The sequence below is a fragment of the Pantoea sp. UYEF8 genome, from assembly GCF_040546285.1.
Taxonomy (GTDB): Bacteria; Pseudomonadota; Gammaproteobacteria; order Enterobacterales; family Enterobacteriaceae; genus Pantoea; species Pantoea brenneri.
This window is the reverse complement of sequence record NZ_JBEPNM010000013.1, coordinates 83818-98989: the sequence shown is the minus strand read 5'-3', so window position 1 is coordinate 98989 and position 15172 is coordinate 83818. Positions and strand designations below refer to the sequence as shown.

Below are 15172 nucleotides of genomic sequence, written 5' to 3'. Positions count from 1 at the left end.
GACGCCAGCACTGCAGCGATTAATCTTTTCGCCATGAGATTTTAATAACCGATGACAACATCCTGTTGCACCATAATGGTAAAACCGCATTTGCATCACAAAAAGCATTATCCGCCCTGTTTTTTATCCCTCTCTGCCTGTTTATCGCCTGCTGAGTCGGGTTAAAGTCGGATAAAGTCCGGCGAATTAGCCCCATTGCTGGCAGCTTATCGGTTCAACGGCGGGCCGGGGAAACCGGTTTAATGCGTATAACGCAATAATGTTATCGTATACTGTCAATAATCCCCCTTTAGCTGCTTTATCGCGCATATATAAGCATGCCTAAAACCGAACTAAGGGTTATTATTACCCTGATTAACCAGTTTCAATTGCATCGCGACCCGCCTGCGTTTCCCTTAAGCAGCAATACCCCATTTCGTCGCTCCTCCGTTGCGCCGTCACCGCCCGCGACTGCACAGCATCTGCAGCAGAGTATGACCAAAGTGCCGCCGGTTTTTAGCAGAATCCTCTCCTTAAAAAAATAGGCGAATCATAAAGATAAGTTATTTTTACCGAATGAAAACTATCGTTAAGATAAATTCAACCGTTACCCGCTGCGATACTCCAGTGCGTCATTATCACACTTAACAACGCCGCGTTTACTGTTTCACCTGATATAATATGTTGCGGGTTTTAACTGCCAGCCGGGTGATATCCGGCACAGCCTAAGTGGATAGATTGCTAAAAAAGCGCGGCCTCAGCAGGAATAATGCCGCCACAGGCCGATTTAACTCATGGATAAAACAGGCGGTGTTTTTGTCATTTTGAGCGACCTTACCACCAGGTTTAAGTTCTTTTACCTTTGCGGTGTTATTGCACGTTAATTACAGTTTCAACTCTCTTAAAAAACGATTAATATGTCAGAGTTGAACTATTGGTTCAGTATTGAGATTCTTCGAAGGCAAGCATTTTAAAAAGCAGGTCTGACGAAAAGCATCAGCGTGAACCCGCTCTGTATTTTATTATCTGAACAAGACTATGGTGACTTTGATGAGTGACACTCTCAGCAGCTTGAATAATATCCGTACGCTTCGCGCAAACGCACGCGAACTTGATCTTGCTGCCCTGGAAGAAATGCTGGAAAAACTTTCTGTTGTTGTTAGTGAGCGTCGTGAAGAAGCGCAGGCTTCTGAAGCCGCTAATCGTGAGAAAGCGGAAAAACTGGCTAAATATCGCGAATTACTGCTGCAGGAAGGTATCGATCCTAACGAACTGTTAAGTGGTATGCAGTCGGCGCCGGTTGAGAAGAAAAAGCGTGCGCCTCGCCCTGCCAAATATCAGTACACTGACGAAAACGGTGAAGTTAAGCAGTGGACCGGTCAGGGACGTACGCCTTCAGCGATTAAATCTGCGATTGAAAATGGTAAATCACTGGATGATTTCCTGATCTGATTGCAGTGCATCCCTTGCAGTAAATCCGCCCGATAGATGTCGGGCGGATTCATCCTCACCCGCAGTGACGCAGTAACTTCCGGCCTCGATTATTCTGCCGGGCTGAAAATCAGGAGCTTATCCTCACCCAAGTCTGATTATGTGGTAATTCCAGCCGTCAGCCCTCCCCGAATGCCTGTTCTCATATTCCGACGACGCTCTTGCTTCACTCTGTAACCCAACCGGCCATAGCGCTACACAATAGCGGGCAGTGATTAATCGTTCTGTTGCGAGGTGGCGTTGCGCGCCATGATAATTTCCAGGCCAATTTGCTGACCATAAGAAAGCTCAAGCGTATTCCCGTCAGGATCGGCGAAGAAAGCCCAGTAACCAACCGGTTCGCTGGACTGCTGCGCGGGCCGACGTAATACACCTTCCTGCTGCGCCAGCGCTACTTTGGCATCAATTTCTTCGCGAGTGGCACAGGCGACGCCAATATGACCAAACGGCCCCAGCGGCGTATCCTCCAGGTGAGCCGACTGTACCAGCACCAGCGCAAATGGCCGGGTTAAATCTGACAGCCACGCCACTTTCTGCGCTTCCGCAATGCCAGGCTCGCGATGATGAATAACCTGCATTCCGGCATAACGCTGGTAAAAATCCACACTTTTTTCCAGATCGCGGACCTGCAGAGCAAGATGGCTGAACCCCGTATCGTTTGACATAGTCACTCCCTGAGTTGGTTGAGCGACTACCATGCCACAGCGGTAACGCCGCAAGTGATCAACGGTGCTTAACCGTCTGGCTTTTCACATTCTGCACGATTGCGCCCTTCCCGCTTAGCGCGGTACAGGGCTTCATCCGCCCGTTCAATCAGGTGTGACAATGCCTGCTGTCCGGCAATGCCGCGCTGGGTTGCACAGCCAGCGCTGAGCGTGATCCGTTTTGTCGGCAGTCCGCTGGTAAGGTGCGGAATATTCAGCCGGTAAACCGCCTCAACAATCGCCCTGGCCAGTTTTAACGCCTCTTCAGCGGTGTAGCGCGGCAGAATAATGGCAAATTCTTCACCGCCATAACGGGCCGGCAGATCATTTTTACGCAGTGCAAAATTTTTCAGAATCGACGCGACCGCTTTCAGGCACTCATCGCCCGCTACGTGTCCGTAGGTATCGTTGTAATGTTTAAAATAGTCAATATCGATCAGAATCAGAGAGACCGGCCAGCCCTGAACTCTGGCCTGTTGCAGACTTTCATACAGTCTCCGATCAAAGTAGCGCCGGTTAGCGACGCCGGTTAAGCCATCGCTATTTGCCAGGCTCTGCAGAGAAAGATTTGCCGCGGTCAGCTCGTCACGCAGTCGGGTCAGTTCCCGCTGGTAGCGCAGTGTATGTCGCGCCTGGCGCAGCAAAAAAACGCTAAGCGAAAGGATCACTGCCAGCAGTGCGAGGCTCAGCATCACATCCTGCACCCGGCCATTCATCCAGCGACTAAACAGCGCAGATTTGTCGTAGCCGGCGGCGACAATCAGTGGATAACGTTCAGATCGTGCAAAGCCGAAGATACGTTTTTCGCCATCAAGCGCGGCCTTCCACTGCCCGCTGCCCTGATCGGCAGCGGCCAGCATTTTGCGGAACAGTGGGCTTGAGGAGAGGTTTTTGCCAATATAACTGTCCGGCATCGGACGGGCATAAAGTACCGTGCTGTCTGCCAGCATCAGCACCAGTACGTCGCGCGCGCCCAGCTCGTAATAGCTGTAGAAGCGGCGAAAGTAGTCCACTTTAATGGTCGCGAGCAGGACACCATCAAAACCGTTTGCACCATCATTGACGCGCAGCGATACCGGAATCACCAGATCGCCGGTGGTACGACTGCGGAGCACCGGCCCGACATGCACGCTGTTACGCAGACTGGCGCGGTGATAACTGAAATACTCACGATCGGAATTATTGATACCGATCGGCGTCCGGCTCATCGAGGTAGCGATCCAGCGGCCCTGGGCATCGTAATAGAACAATCCGTGCAGCTGCGGCAGCCGATTTTGCAACAGGCGCATAGTCTGACTTAGCGCATCACCATCGACACGATCGGTCACTATCTGGGTTTGCAGGTCGCGCTGTACTTCGCGCAGCGACAGTTCCGTCTGCAGAAAGGTATCTTCTGCCTGTCGCGCCTGTGACAGGGACAGATTGACCGCCATCTCTTCAGTCTGGTTAACGGCTTCACGCCAGTCTTCACGCAGCGTCCACAGATTGATACCGATGACCACCACGGTGAGTACCAGACCTGATAACGTAATGCTTTTGAGTAGCGGCGAAATCTTTGGCGCGGGTGCCGCATTTTTGCTGCGAAACTTCATGCCCATCCTTATTCAAACCCTTTCACTGAGTTAAGCACAGTTAATGGAGGGCAAAATTACAAATATCATTGTTGTGTTATGCAGAGTGTTTCATTTTTGCGCCCGCATTCTAAACCCTGGTGCATAAAGCCGCCTGCCCTGATTCAGTCTGCCTTGATCTCATCCCCGAATCGGCCGCAACCCTTCAAAAATCAGTGGGATGAATGGTATCCTTACCGCTTACAGTGAATGTGCGCTGTAAATTAATGTGAGTACTGAAGGACCTTTTTTATGAGTGAAAACCTGAGCAGCCTGAATAATATCCGCACCCTGCGCGCGCAGTCGCGCAATATAACGTTAGATGTGCTGGACGAGATGGTGCAGAAATTAGAGACAGTGGTCAGAGAACGACGCGAAGCAGAGGAAGCCCAGGCGGCCGAAGCGCGCGAAAAAGCTGAAAAACTGGCGATGTACCGTGAACTGCTAAAGGAAGACGGAATCGACCCGACTGAACTGTTAGCGGGCCTGTCCCCGGCCACCCGCAGCGGTAAAAAGCGCACCAGGCGCCCGGCAAAATATCAGTACCGCGATGAAAATGGCGAGCTGAAATACTGGACCGGTCAGGGCCGTACGCCATCACCGATTAAAACCGCTCTCGAAAACGGCCAGTCACTGGATGATTTTCTGCTTTAATCCTGGCTGATTCCGTTCCGGAAAATTTGGCCGCGCCTGCACGCTGAATTTTCCGGCACGCTTTTTTATCCGCCGTCGATGTTATGGCGAGCGTCTGGTCATAACTAGCCGTGTTCTGCGGTGGTGACCGGCAACGGCCCGCGGAAAGTTCGCCGCCATTCGCTGGGGGCGACGCCAAATCGATGTTTGAAACGCTGACGAAAAGAGATAGGTGAGGTGAAGCCCACTTTTTCGGCCACGCTCTCAATACTGATATCGGTAGTTTCCAGCAGTTCCTGGCTGCGTTGCAGTCGCTCCGCCGTCAGCCAGTCGCCCAGCGTCATCCCGGTCGCCTTGAAAAAATGGCGCGTCAGCGTTCGCCGGCTCATACCAGCCGAACGCGCCAGTGAATCCAGATCGTGCGGCTGATGCAGGTTGCGCCGCAGCGACTCCAGCAGCGTATTGATTTTGCCGTCACGGGTATTCTCCGGTACCGGGCGCTCAATAAACTGCGCCTGCCCTCCTTCACGATACGGCGGCACCACCATTCTTCTGGCCACCCGATTAGCCACAGCGCTGCCGTAGTGCTGACGGATGATATCCAGACAGCAGTCGATGCCGGCGGCGGTTCCTGCCGAGGTAATCAGGCGATCGTCGCGGGTATAGAGCGCATTACTGTCGAGATGAACCTGCGGAAAGCGCTGGCTGAAGTCACGTTCAAATTCCCAGTGGGTCGCGGCACGGTGCTGGTCGAGCAGACCAGCATAGGCCAGCACGTAGGTACCCAGACACAGCCCGACCACTTCAGCGCCGCGCTGCCAGGCAGCGGCCAGCTTATCGAGCAGCCGCTGATCGGGCTTTTCAGCCGGATTGTGCCAGTACGGCAGAATGATAATATCCGCCGTATCCAGCTGTTCAAGCCCATGTTCCACATTAATCGACAGGCCGATCTCCGACAGAACCGTGCCGGGCTTTTCGGCGCAGATTGTGACACGGAAAAGATCCGGCTGCGGCATCGCTGATCCAAACAGGATGCAGGGAACCGAAAAGTGGAACGGACTGAATCCAGCCGTCGCTACCACTGCAACATTCAACGCAGTCATCTCGCCCCCTTAATCGTCGGCTCCCCCAGCTGGCGAGCAGGAGAAAAGTGCTCTGATCCGGCGTGCCGGTCAGAACGTTATAGTTTCACCGTCCTGTGGGATAAGCACTTTATCGGTTATCCCCTGCTGATCGGTATAGGCCCGCAGCTCGGCACGGGTCAGCAGACAGTGGTTGATCGCTTCCATGTGCGACGCGACCAGCGTTGCTTCAGGCACGATCTCCAGCGTGTGCAGTGTATCCTCTTTTCCCATAATAATCGGGCCATAGAGATCGTTAGTCGCATTACCGATATTCAGCACCACCACGTCCGGCTGAAAACGTTGCAGGCTTCTTACATATGGCTTAACCCAGACAGTATCGCCCGCAACATAGAGCGTTTTTTCCGCCGGATGAGTAAACACCAGTCCGCAGGCATCGCCCAGCAGATCTGCCATGACTTTGTCGGCATACAGCGCGTTGCTGCCATGCTGGCCGTCAGTTTTATAGATCGTCAGGCCGTCGACAAACGCATTTTCTTCCTGCAGCACCTGAACGTTGAGGAAACCCTGAGAGCGAATCAGGTCAGCATCGCTGTGATTCTGGGTATAAATCATCATCGTTTTTGGCACCAGCTGCTGCGCGGCCTCGTCCCAGTGATCGGTATGGGTGTGGGTAAGGATAACCGCATCGACATCCAGCAGCTGCGAAATCGGCATCGGCAGTTCCACCATCGGATTTCTCAGGTGCGGACGGGCGTTGCCGACAAAGCCCGGCCAGGCTTCTTTTTCAGCCAGCATCGGGTCAATCAGGAATTTCTTGCCGGCATAGTGCAGCACCAGCGTGGCGTTACGGACTTGGGTCAATTTCATAATCAGGCTCCGGTCTGTGTTCAGTCGAGTGCAGCCAGCGTCGGCGACGTCATTGCTGCGATGGAGTGACTTTACCCGGTTGCGAACGCTGGCGTGACAGGCTCGATGGACAGTGATCGATGAAATCGGGCCAACCTGCTGGCTCAGCCAAATCCCTCGTCGCAATCGGCAAAATTCGCGCGCGTCGGAGATGACAGTGTCGTCATGTCGCAGCTAAGCTGGATGACACGAAGGCAAAACCGATCGGCTGACGCATTTGGATATCCGCGTCGCTGAGGTTCAGGCCGGGCAGCGAAACCTGACCGCTTTTCCGGCTCAATCTGATCCGCTGCAGGAGTGAATAATGGCTGAACAATGGAAACTGCACTGGCTGGAAGCGTCAGGCGATTTACAGGATTATCAAACGGAGATTACCCGCCAGGCTGATGCGGCATGCCAGATCCTGTCAGCGGTTATGCCGCCACCGCGCCTCGATATTCTGGTTCAGTGCGCGCCAGCGGCGGTGATTCCGGAAACAGGTACCGGCGGCTACGCCTATAGTGCGACGCTGTTTGGTCTGACAATCGATCCGGCTAATCCTCAACTGGCGCAGACACTTAGCAGCGGTGCGCTGATGCGCACTATCCTGCACGAAGTACATCACTGTTTGCGCATGGCGGGTCCCGGATACGGCTGGACGCCAGGCGACGCGCTGGTAAGTGAAGGGCTGGCTGGACAGTTTGTTTGCTGGTTACTGGACTCACCACCCGAACGGTGGGAGCGGGCATCTGAACGGCAGTGGCTGCTGGACAATCCGGTCACGCTGGTGGCGTTGAATAACCCTCATTACGATCATGCTGCCTGGTTCTTTGGCAGCGGAACCTATCCCCGCTGGTACGGTTACACGCTGGGCTATCAGCTGGTAGCCGCGTGGCGCGATCAGCTTCCGGTCTTAACGCCGGAAAAATGGCTTAACGTGACGGCGGAAGAAGTGATCGCCGCCGGGCTCCACTGCGGGCTGGTAACCCGCTGAAAGCAAAAAAAATGCCGCAGAAATCTGCGGCATCGGTTTTCATAAGACGATTATCAGAAATCGGCTTTCAACACCACACGGTAATTAGCTTTACCGGCGCGCACGTGTTCCAGCGCTTTATTGATGTCTGACATCGGGAAGAACTCAACCTGCGGCGCAATATCAGCACGCGAAGCCAGCTTCAGTAACGAACGCAGCTGACCCGGCGAGCCGGTCGAAGAACCGGTTACCGCTTTGTCACCCATGATCAGGTCAAACGCACCCACCTGGAACGGCTTCATCACTGCACCGACGGTATGGAATTTACCTTTAGGTGCCAGCGCCGCGAAATAAGGTTTCCAGTCCAGATCGACCGCGACAGTGCTGAGGATCAGATCGAAACGACCCGCCTGCTGTTTCAGCGCTTCAGCGTCACGGCTGTTAACCACTTCATCTGCGCCCATGTCCAGAATCGATTGTTTCTTGTCTGGCGTTGAGCTGAATGCCACCACTTCCGCACCCATTGCATGCAGAATTTTAATGGCGATGTGGCCGAGACCACCGATACCGATCACGCCAACCCGGCTGGTAGCGGTGATGTTGCTCATCAGCAGCGGTTTGAAGACGGTGATACCGCCGCACAGCAGGGGACCGGCGGTGGTAACGTCCAGTTTCTCCGGCAGCGGGATCACCCATTGCCAGTCGGCACGCAGTTTCTCAGCAAAACCACCCTTGTTCATGATGGTCGGAATGCTGCCCTGCTGGCAGTTAACCTGCTCACCATTGATACAGGCGTCGCAGTGCTGACAGCTTTTCGCGGTCCAGCCAATGCCCACCCGCTGACCAATCGACAGGCCTTTGTTTTTTGCCGCGTCGCCCAGCGCAGAAACCCGTCCAATCACTTCATGTCCGGCAATAACGGGAAACTGTGAAATGCCCCACTCGTTGTCGATCATCGACAGGTCAGAGTGGCAGACGCCACAATACTCAACCTCTACTTCAACCTCTTCTGCTGCAAGTTCAGCAACATCATATTCATAAAGTTCAAGCGCCTGACCAGCCTGCATGGCTGCATAACTTTTAATTTTCATTGGTACCTCTGCGTGGTTAATCACCGTCAAGTGTAACAACTGCAGGCGCGGCTTGCCTGGCCGATACGCCTGCACCGCACTTTGTTGTCTTTTTTGCTGAAAAATCAGCCGTTAACCTGCCCGCCAGACAGAACCTGTAACACTTTTAGCTGCGCCACCGCATCCTGCATCGCATCCATACCCTGGGTTAATTCACGCAGGCTACCGAGGTGTTTAGCGATATCGGCGCGCTCATGACGGGTCTGCTGATTCATGGTCGCCAGGGTGTCAGCGGCACTGATGCTGCGTGCGGCCATTTGGGTCGCGGTCTGCGCACTGTCACTGGCCACCAGCCGGATGCGTGCGATGGTGCTCACCGCCTCACTGATGTTACTGGCGGTAGCCTCAGTCTGCTCTTTGGAGGAGTGTGCCAGCCGACGCACTTCGCCAGCCACCACCGCAAAACCCCGGCCCGCTTCACCGGCACGGGCGGCTTCCACTGCCGCGTTCAGTGCCAGAATATTGGTCTGGAAAGCGATGTTACTGATGCCGTGGGTTATCTCGTTAATCCCGTGCGAAATTTTCTCCAGATCGTCCAGCCCGTCATCCAGCCGGCCCTGCGCCTGCTGGCTCTGGGTGGCGATGTCGCTGATGGCGCGAATGCTGTTTTCCGCCAGGCTCAGGGTTTCGCCCTGACTTTGGGTGGCGCGCTCTAATACCGGCAGTGCCTCCATCAGCGGCGTCAGCGCCTGCTGATAGTTGATCACCCGATCAAGCACCCCCGTCTGTACGCTGTTCAGCGCTTCCCAGCGACGTAATGCCCGTTGCGCATAGTGTGCCGCGTACCCGGCGTACTCCACCGGAAACTGACTCATCGCTTTCACCTCATGATTAAAGAACACCAGCGCCGACAGCGTCTGGTTGATCGGCACGCCAAGGATCTCGCCAAAGCTGGAGAAGCCCGCCGCCGGGATGCCTTTGAAAAAGTGGGCGTTGTGTAACTGACCGGCATTTCCGACGCGACGCAGAATACAGTCGTTCATCAGTATCGCCGCCGGTTTGCCGTGCTGACGGGAAAACGCCTGCCACTCCAGCTGCGTCGCGTGTTTGAAGTCCTTTTCCTGCATCAGGAACAGCCGGTCGCCAAACTCCAGATCGCAGAAAAACTGCACGCTGTCAGACTCAATTTTGGCCACCGAACGAATAAAGTATTCATCCCCGACCCTGACGCCAAAGGTCAGCCCCTGTAGCCGTTCTGTCAGCTGGGTCTGTTTGCAGTTCAGGTGGGTGCATAGCGCGGAAACCAGCGATTGCTGCTGGCCCTGACGGTTAAATACCGAACTGACGGTGCGCGCGATCGGATCGGCCTCGGCGATCAACCAGCTGTTGTCGAGCGGCGTAAAGTTCTGGCTTTTGAACGGGGCAAACGATTTTCCCGCTGCCATCTGGCAAAAAATAATCACCGCTTTGCCCTGTAGTATCTTGCCGCCAACCCCAATCCAGGTGCCGTCAAAGCTGATTTTACCGCCGGCCGATCCGCCAATCGCCAGACAGGGGAAACGTCCGCTGTTGTACCAGGCCTGCATCAGGAAACCTTCCGAGGCAGAAAGACCGTCGCAGTAGATCATCGCGAAGGTCCGATCGGCAGAGAGCGGCATCCGCAACTGCAACCGCTCCAGCTCCTGCTGTATCGCTGTGATCCGCTGGCTGGCGGTGTGGGTATCCTGCACGTGCAGGTCAATAATGTGCGTCTCATGCCGCGCAATCAGGCTGTCAGGCAACCAGAGCCAGCTTCCTTCCTGACCGGCACCGTCGCAATAGGTGCTCTGGCGGCCGCTGCTGCTTAGCGCGCCATTAGAGGAAAGCGTCAGGACCGTCAGGTCAGCGGACGTAAAGCGTTGCCAGGCCTGACTGGCCCGCTGAAAATCCGCTTCAGGCGGCACAAAAGTCATCAGCAGACCGCCTGCGCGCTGGCTTAATCCCGCCGCGCTGAGCGACGCCGGCAACGCACGACAATCAAAAGTGCCATTCGCAGGCTGGCTGCTACGCCCAAAACGGGCAGCAGGCAGGCGTTTCTTTATCGCCTTAATAATCGACATATTATTGTTTTCGCTGTGATAAGAATGATTTTGCGCTAAAGAAAGCGCTTTCTGGTGTGTTTAAAAGGAGGGCTAAAAGCAGGTCCGTACGCGTTCAGAACTCATGGCTGAGGGCCGGAATCATCATTGATCGGCACGCTCAACGCCTGTTCGTTATCGCCAATAGCGGTAAAAGCTTTAACAATTACTGTAGGTGGTGAAAACGATGAAAACAGCGCGTTTAAGCAGCATAAAATAAGCCGGGAAGCGATCCCGGCAACGTTACTGCTTACTCGTCGCGACTTTCATGCCAGTGCTGCTCACAGCGCTCCCGGGCCTCGGCCGGTAAGTCGCGCAGGTCAGGCAGACTGTCGCCGGCGCCATAGCCCATTGAGCCGGTCACTTCTTCCTGCTCATCCTGAGCAGCAAAGCTCAGTGTCTCATCCAGCGCCTGCCATTCGCCGTCCTGTTGACGATAAATCACCGCATGGGTCGGTGTCTGAGCATCAACGCCATAAATTTCATATTTTTGCTTCCGGGAGTCAGAACCAAACTCAAGCGTATCGATTAAGGTTGCATCAGTCATCGCGTTCTCCTTTTTCGTTGAGCTTATAAGGGTAGCCTGGGGATCGCAGGCTCGCTGCCGTTTCCCGCCCGGTGCGCGCTGATAATCAGCCTGAAAACAACATTTTCCCGGGGTTGTATTGGCATAAACGAAGCGGTCATCTATGCTTCGTGGTGTGACTAGCTAGTCCTTTTTATCTAATGGAACGTTGATAGGAGGTCTCTCTATGACACAACAGAAATACCGAGGTGGTGCTGGCAATTTTGCCAACGATCCGGGCCGTGCGAGCGAAGCTGGCAGTGCAGGAGGCAAAGTCAGTGGGGGCAATTTCAAAAACGATCATGAAAAAGCCAGGGAAGCCGGCCGGAAAGGGGGCAGGATCAGTCGGCGTCCTGCCAGTAATTCTGAATAAGGCGCCTTAGGACGTTTTACGCCATGGAATGGCATCTCATCTTAAGCGGCGGACAGCCCGTTCCCCGATTTTATTGCGAAAACCCGCCGTGCCGTGCCGGTAAACCGGTTCATCACGCCTGTGGGTAAAAATCAGCACGTCTGTGGGCGAGCCGGCAGACGTGCCTGTGGTTATTTCGCCGCGCGATGTCGGGTGAGGTAGTGCTTCACCAGCACGAAGAACAGCGGCACAAAGAACAGCGCCAGCACCGTGCCAGCCAGCGTTCCGCCGATGATGCCGGTACCGATGGCGATACGGCTGTTGGCACCCGCGCCCGTCGCCACCGCCAGCGGGATCACCCCGGCGATAAACGCCAGTGAGGTCATCATGATCGGCCGTAAACGGGTCCGCGCCGCCTGCAGTGCCGCCGCGCTCAGCGAACTGCCCTGACGCACCGCCTCCTCGGCGAACTCAATAATCAGGATGGCGTTTTTAGAGGTCAGGCCGACGGTGGTAAGCAGCGCGACCTGGAAATAGATGTCGTTGCTTAATCCGCGTAACGCAACCGCTACTACCGTCCCCAGCACGCCGAGCGGTACCGCCAGCAGCACCGAAAACGGCACTGACCAGCTCTCATACAGCGCCGCCAGACAGAGGAACACCACCAGAATAGAGATCGCATACAACGTGGTGGACTGCCCGCCTGCCTGCTTCTCCTGCAGTGACAGTCCACTCCACGCGCCGGTCGTCCCGGCCGGAAGCTGATCGGCCAACCGTTCAATGGTGTTCATCGCATCGCCGGAACTGTAGCCTTCCGCATTCTGCCCCTGGATTTCATAGGAAGCAGAACCGTTATAGCGATTAAGGCTTTCCGGCCCCATAGTCCAGCGGGTTGAGGCGAAGGCAGAGAACGGCGTCATGCTGCCTTCACTGTTGCGAATAAACCATTTATCCAGATCGGACGGTGCCGAGCGGTACTGGCCGTCACCCTGCACGTACACCCGTTTGACGCGGCCGCGATCGATAAAGTCATTGATATAGGCCCCGCCCCAGGCGCTGGTCAGGGTATCGGTAACGTCATCCAGCTGCAGCCCGAGCGCGACCGCCTTATTAGTATCAATATCAACCTGCAACTGCGGCGTCTGCGGCAGGATATTGGCCCGTACGCCGATCAGTTCCGGGCTTTGCGCCGCGTTTTGCAGCAGCCGATCGCGCAGTTTGCCCAGCTCATCGCGGGTGGTGCCGCCACTGGCCAGCAGTTCATAGGTAAAGCCATTATTCTGTCCGAGGCCCGGCACCGACGGCGGCGTCAGGGCAAATATCTGGGCATCACGAATAGCGGAAAGCGCATACGTCGCGCGGCCGGCAATCGCCTCTGCCGAGTTTTCCTTGCCGGGACGCCGATCCCAGTTTTTCAGCTTGATAAACGCCATGCCGGCATTCTGCGCTGCGCCGCTGAAGTTAAAGCCGTTGATAGTAAACACCACGTCGATGTTCTCTTTCTCTTCAGTAAGAAACCAGTCGACGATCTGCTTATTGACCGCTTCCGTCCGACTGGCAGTGGCGCCCGCTGGCAGCGTTGCCTGCAGCATAATGCTGCCCTGATCCTCGGTTGGCAGAAAGCTGCCTGGTAAGCGGGTAAACATCACAAACAGCACCACGCCCATCGCGGCATACAGCGACACCATAATCAGCGGACGACGCAGAGTGCTGACAACCTTGCGACGATACTGGCGCTCGGTGGCGGCGTAGAAGCGATTAAATCCGCCAAAGAATCCTTTGCGATGCGGCGTGCCGGGGCGGAGCAACATGCCGCACAGCGCCGGCGTCAGGGTCAGCGCTACCAGCACCGAGAAGGTCATCGCCGCGATGATGGTGACTGAGAATTGCCGATAGATCACCCCGGTCGAGCCAGCGAAAAAGGCCATTGGCAGAAACACCGCCGACAACACCAGCGCGATAGCAATCAGCGCACCGGAAATCTCTTTCATCGATTTTTCCGTGGCCTCGCGGGCCGGCAAGCCTTCGTCATGCATGATGCGTTCGACGTTTTCGACCACCACAATCGCGTCATCCACCAGCAGCCCGATCGCCAGCACCATGGCAAACAGGGTCAGGGTGTTGATGGTATAACCGCAAAGTGCCAGCACGCCAAAGGTCCCGAGCAGCACCACCGGCACCGCCAGCGCCGGGATCAGCGTGGCGCGGATGTTTTGCAGGAACAGGTACATCACCACCACCACCAGCGCTATCGCTTCGATCAGGGTGATCACCACATCCTCCACCGAGATTTTGATGAAGTCGGTGCTGTCCAGCGCATACGCCACCTCGTAACCTTGCGGCATCGAGTGGCGATACTCTTCCACTTTGTTTTTCACCAGAGTGGCGGTATCCAGCGCGTTGGCGCCCGGGGCAAGCATCACCCCGATACCGGCCGCCGGATGACCATTAAGCCGGGTGGTCATGTCATAAGATTCACCACCCAGCTCGACCCGCGCCACATCACCGACCCGCACAATGGCGCCGCGGGTATCGCTTTTAACGATGATGTTGCGGAACTGTTCCGGCGTCTGCAGCCGCGACTGCGCCCTGACCGTGGCGGTGAGCTGCTGATTCTGCGGCGAGGGCAGCCCGCCAATTTTACCGGCGGAGACCTGAATGTTCTGCGAACGAATCGCTGCCGTCACGTCGGAAGGCTGCAGTGCGTAGGCGTTGAGTTTGAACGGATCGAGCCAGATACGCATCGCGTATTGCCCGCCGAATACCTGGATATCCCCGACGCCTTCGATCCTTGCCAGCGGCTCCTGCATGTTACTCACCAGCCAGTCACCGATGTCGGTGCTGTTACTTTTGCCGGTGGTGTCATACAGCCCCATCACCAGCAAAAAGTTGGACTGGGACTTGGTCACGGTAACGCCGAGCTGCTGCACCTCGCTCGGCAGACGGGTCAGCGCCTGCTGCACCTTGTTCTGCACCTGCACCTGGGCCGTGTCGGGATCGGTTCCCTGACTGAACGTCACCGTAACCGTCACATTGCCCTGCGAACTGCTGCTGGAGGTGAAGTAGAGCAGATGATCCAGCCCGGTCAGCTGCTGCTCAATCACCTGGGTGACGCTGTTTTCCAGTGTCTCAGCGGAGGCGCCGGTATAGGTAGCACTGATATTCACTGACGGCGGTGCCACATCTGGATATTGCTCAACCGGCAACAAGGTGATGGAGAGCGCGCCAAGCAGCATGATTAAAATGGCAACGACCCATGCGAAGACGGGGCGATAAATAAAAAAACGAGAAAACATCAGCGGGGTCTCTTCCTTTTAGGGCGGGCGCAAAGCCTGCATTCCTGCAGGTTGTGTAACAGCGGTGCAGCGCTGATTATAGTTTGTAACCTTCCCGCTAAACATCCTGACGTTATCATTTGTTAATCCAGCGCAAATCCAGCCGGTTCCGGCAGGCTGTTGCAGCGTGACGCAATAATCCGCCGCCACGGTAAAACCGTTTCAGTCTGAAACCCTGTGGAACGGATTAAGCAAAATAGCGAGGCCTGGCTATCCTGAAAATAAAGGAAATTAAACAGGAGAGAATGATGAAATTTTTCTACTTCGTTTCGCTTATTGCTTCAGCGCTCTATTTATTGGCATTCCTGCCTAAACTCAGAACCAAACGCGAGCCTATTGCCTATTGGGGATGTTGGGCTTACCTCGGTGCTAA

Annotated in this window: 12 protein-coding genes; 4 read left to right on the top strand and 8 right to left on the bottom strand. The window is 55.4% G+C overall.

The window, feature by feature from the left end:
* Positions 1–1029: 1029 nt before the first annotated feature.
* Positions 1030–1431 (top strand): H-NS family histone-like protein, encoded by a 402-nt coding sequence (locus ABIB18_RS20005; RefSeq protein WP_031378094.1) that lies wholly within the window; start codon positions 1030–1032, stop codon positions 1429–1431.
* Positions 1432–1685: 254 nt separating this feature from the next.
* On the opposite strand, the gene ABIB18_RS20000 is transcribed toward ABIB18_RS20005, so the two are convergent.
* The gene (locus ABIB18_RS20000; RefSeq protein ID WP_354475399.1) at positions 1686–2135 is read right to left on the bottom strand and encodes a VOC family protein; all 450 of its coding nucleotides are present in this window, start codon (positions 2133–2135) and stop codon (positions 1686–1688) included.
* A gap of 68 nt (positions 2136–2203) precedes the next feature.
* The gene (locus tag ABIB18_RS19995) at positions 2204–3766 is read right to left on the bottom strand and encodes a GGDEF domain-containing protein (protein ID WP_354475397.1); all 1563 of its coding nucleotides are present in this window, start codon (positions 3764–3766) and stop codon (positions 2204–2206) included.
* 270 nt (positions 3767–4036) lie between these two features.
* Between ABIB18_RS19995 and ABIB18_RS19990 the strand changes: the two genes are divergently transcribed.
* Entirely contained in the window at positions 4037–4438 is a 402-nt protein-coding gene (locus ABIB18_RS19990; protein ID WP_031378091.1) for an H-NS family histone-like protein, read from the top strand.
* Between the two features lie 104 nt (positions 4439–4542).
* Here the strand turns inward: ABIB18_RS19990 and ABIB18_RS19985 are convergent, their stop codons facing one another.
* Positions 4543–5520 (bottom strand): GlxA family transcriptional regulator, encoded by a 978-nt coding sequence (locus tag ABIB18_RS19985; RefSeq protein WP_089562192.1) that lies wholly within the window; start codon positions 5518–5520, stop codon positions 4543–4545.
* A gap of 69 nt (positions 5521–5589) precedes the next feature.
* Positions 5590–6369, bottom strand: coding sequence for an MBL fold metallo-hydrolase (locus ABIB18_RS19980; RefSeq protein ID WP_069729899.1), 780 nt, complete (start codon positions 6367–6369; stop codon positions 5590–5592).
* A 343-nt stretch (positions 6370–6712) separates the two neighbouring features.
* On the opposite strand from ABIB18_RS19980, the gene ABIB18_RS19975 reads away from it, so the two are divergent.
* Positions 6713–7381, top strand: a complete 669-nt coding sequence (locus ABIB18_RS19975) for a DUF2268 domain-containing putative Zn-dependent protease (protein WP_354475394.1) — start codon at positions 6713–6715, stop codon at positions 7379–7381.
* A gap of 53 nt (positions 7382–7434) precedes the next feature.
* Here ABIB18_RS19975 and ahr read toward each other — a convergent pair whose 3' ends face one another.
* From ahr to ABIB18_RS19960, 3 genes are all read right to left on the bottom strand, one after another.
* The gene (gene ahr, locus ABIB18_RS19970; RefSeq protein ID WP_031378088.1) at positions 7435–8451 is read right to left on the bottom strand and encodes an NADPH-dependent aldehyde reductase Ahr; all 1017 of its coding nucleotides are present in this window, start codon (positions 8449–8451) and stop codon (positions 7435–7437) included.
* 104 nt (positions 8452–8555) lie between these two features.
* Positions 8556–10529: a methyl-accepting chemotaxis protein gene (locus tag ABIB18_RS19965; protein ID WP_354475392.1), complete on the bottom strand. Its 1974-nt coding sequence runs from the start codon at positions 10527–10529 to the stop codon at positions 8556–8558.
* Between the two features lie 268 nt (positions 10530–10797).
* Positions 10798–11094 carry a hypothetical protein gene (locus ABIB18_RS19960; protein WP_069729896.1) on the bottom strand — a complete coding sequence of 99 codons (297 nt, stop codon included), beginning with the start codon at positions 11092–11094 and terminating at the stop codon, positions 10798–10800.
* 205 nt (positions 11095–11299) lie between these two features.
* On the opposite strand from ABIB18_RS19960, the gene ABIB18_RS19955 reads away from it, so the two are divergent.
* Positions 11300–11485, top strand: coding sequence for a con-10 family general stress protein (locus ABIB18_RS19955; RefSeq protein ID WP_072051034.1), 186 nt, complete (start codon positions 11300–11302; stop codon positions 11483–11485).
* Between the two features lie 170 nt (positions 11486–11655).
* Here the strand turns inward: ABIB18_RS19955 and ABIB18_RS19950 are convergent, their stop codons facing one another.
* Entirely contained in the window at positions 11656–14760 is a 3105-nt protein-coding gene (locus ABIB18_RS19950) for an efflux RND transporter permease subunit (protein WP_089562188.1), read from the bottom strand.
* Positions 14761–15172 lie beyond the last annotated feature (412 nt).

Coding starts and splice junctions, on each gene's coding strand:
- ABIB18_RS20000 (WP_354475399.1), bottom strand. CDS start 2,135: ATGTCAAACGATACGGGGTTCAGCCATCTTGCTCTGCAGGTCCGCGAT.
- ahr (WP_031378088.1), bottom strand. CDS start 8,451: ATGAAAATTAAAAGTTATGCAGCCATGCAGGCTGGTCAGGCGCTTGAA.
- ABIB18_RS20005 (WP_031378094.1), top strand. CDS start 1,030: ATGAGTGACACTCTCAGCAGCTTGAATAATATCCGTACGCTTCGCGCA.
- ABIB18_RS19955 (WP_072051034.1), top strand. CDS start 11,300: ATGACACAACAGAAATACCGAGGTGGTGCTGGCAATTTTGCCAACGAT.
- ABIB18_RS19975 (WP_354475394.1), top strand. CDS start 6,713: ATGGCTGAACAATGGAAACTGCACTGGCTGGAAGCGTCAGGCGATTTA.
- ABIB18_RS19990 (WP_031378091.1), top strand. CDS start 4,037: ATGAGTGAAAACCTGAGCAGCCTGAATAATATCCGCACCCTGCGCGCG.
- ABIB18_RS19960 (WP_069729896.1), bottom strand. CDS start 11,094: ATGACTGATGCAACCTTAATCGATACGCTTGAGTTTGGTTCTGACTCC.
- ABIB18_RS19995 (WP_354475397.1), bottom strand. CDS start 3,766: ATGAAGTTTCGCAGCAAAAATGCGGCACCCGCGCCAAAGATTTCGCCG.
- ABIB18_RS19950 (WP_089562188.1), bottom strand. CDS start 14,760: ATGTTTTCTCGTTTTTTTATTTATCGCCCCGTCTTCGCATGGGTCGTT.
- ABIB18_RS19985 (WP_089562192.1), bottom strand. CDS start 5,520: ATGACTGCGTTGAATGTTGCAGTGGTAGCGACGGCTGGATTCAGTCCG.
- ABIB18_RS19980 (WP_069729899.1), bottom strand. CDS start 6,369: ATGAAATTGACCCAAGTCCGTAACGCCACGCTGGTGCTGCACTATGCC.
- ABIB18_RS19965 (WP_354475392.1), bottom strand. CDS start 10,529: ATGTCGATTATTAAGGCGATAAAGAAACGCCTGCCTGCTGCCCGTTTT.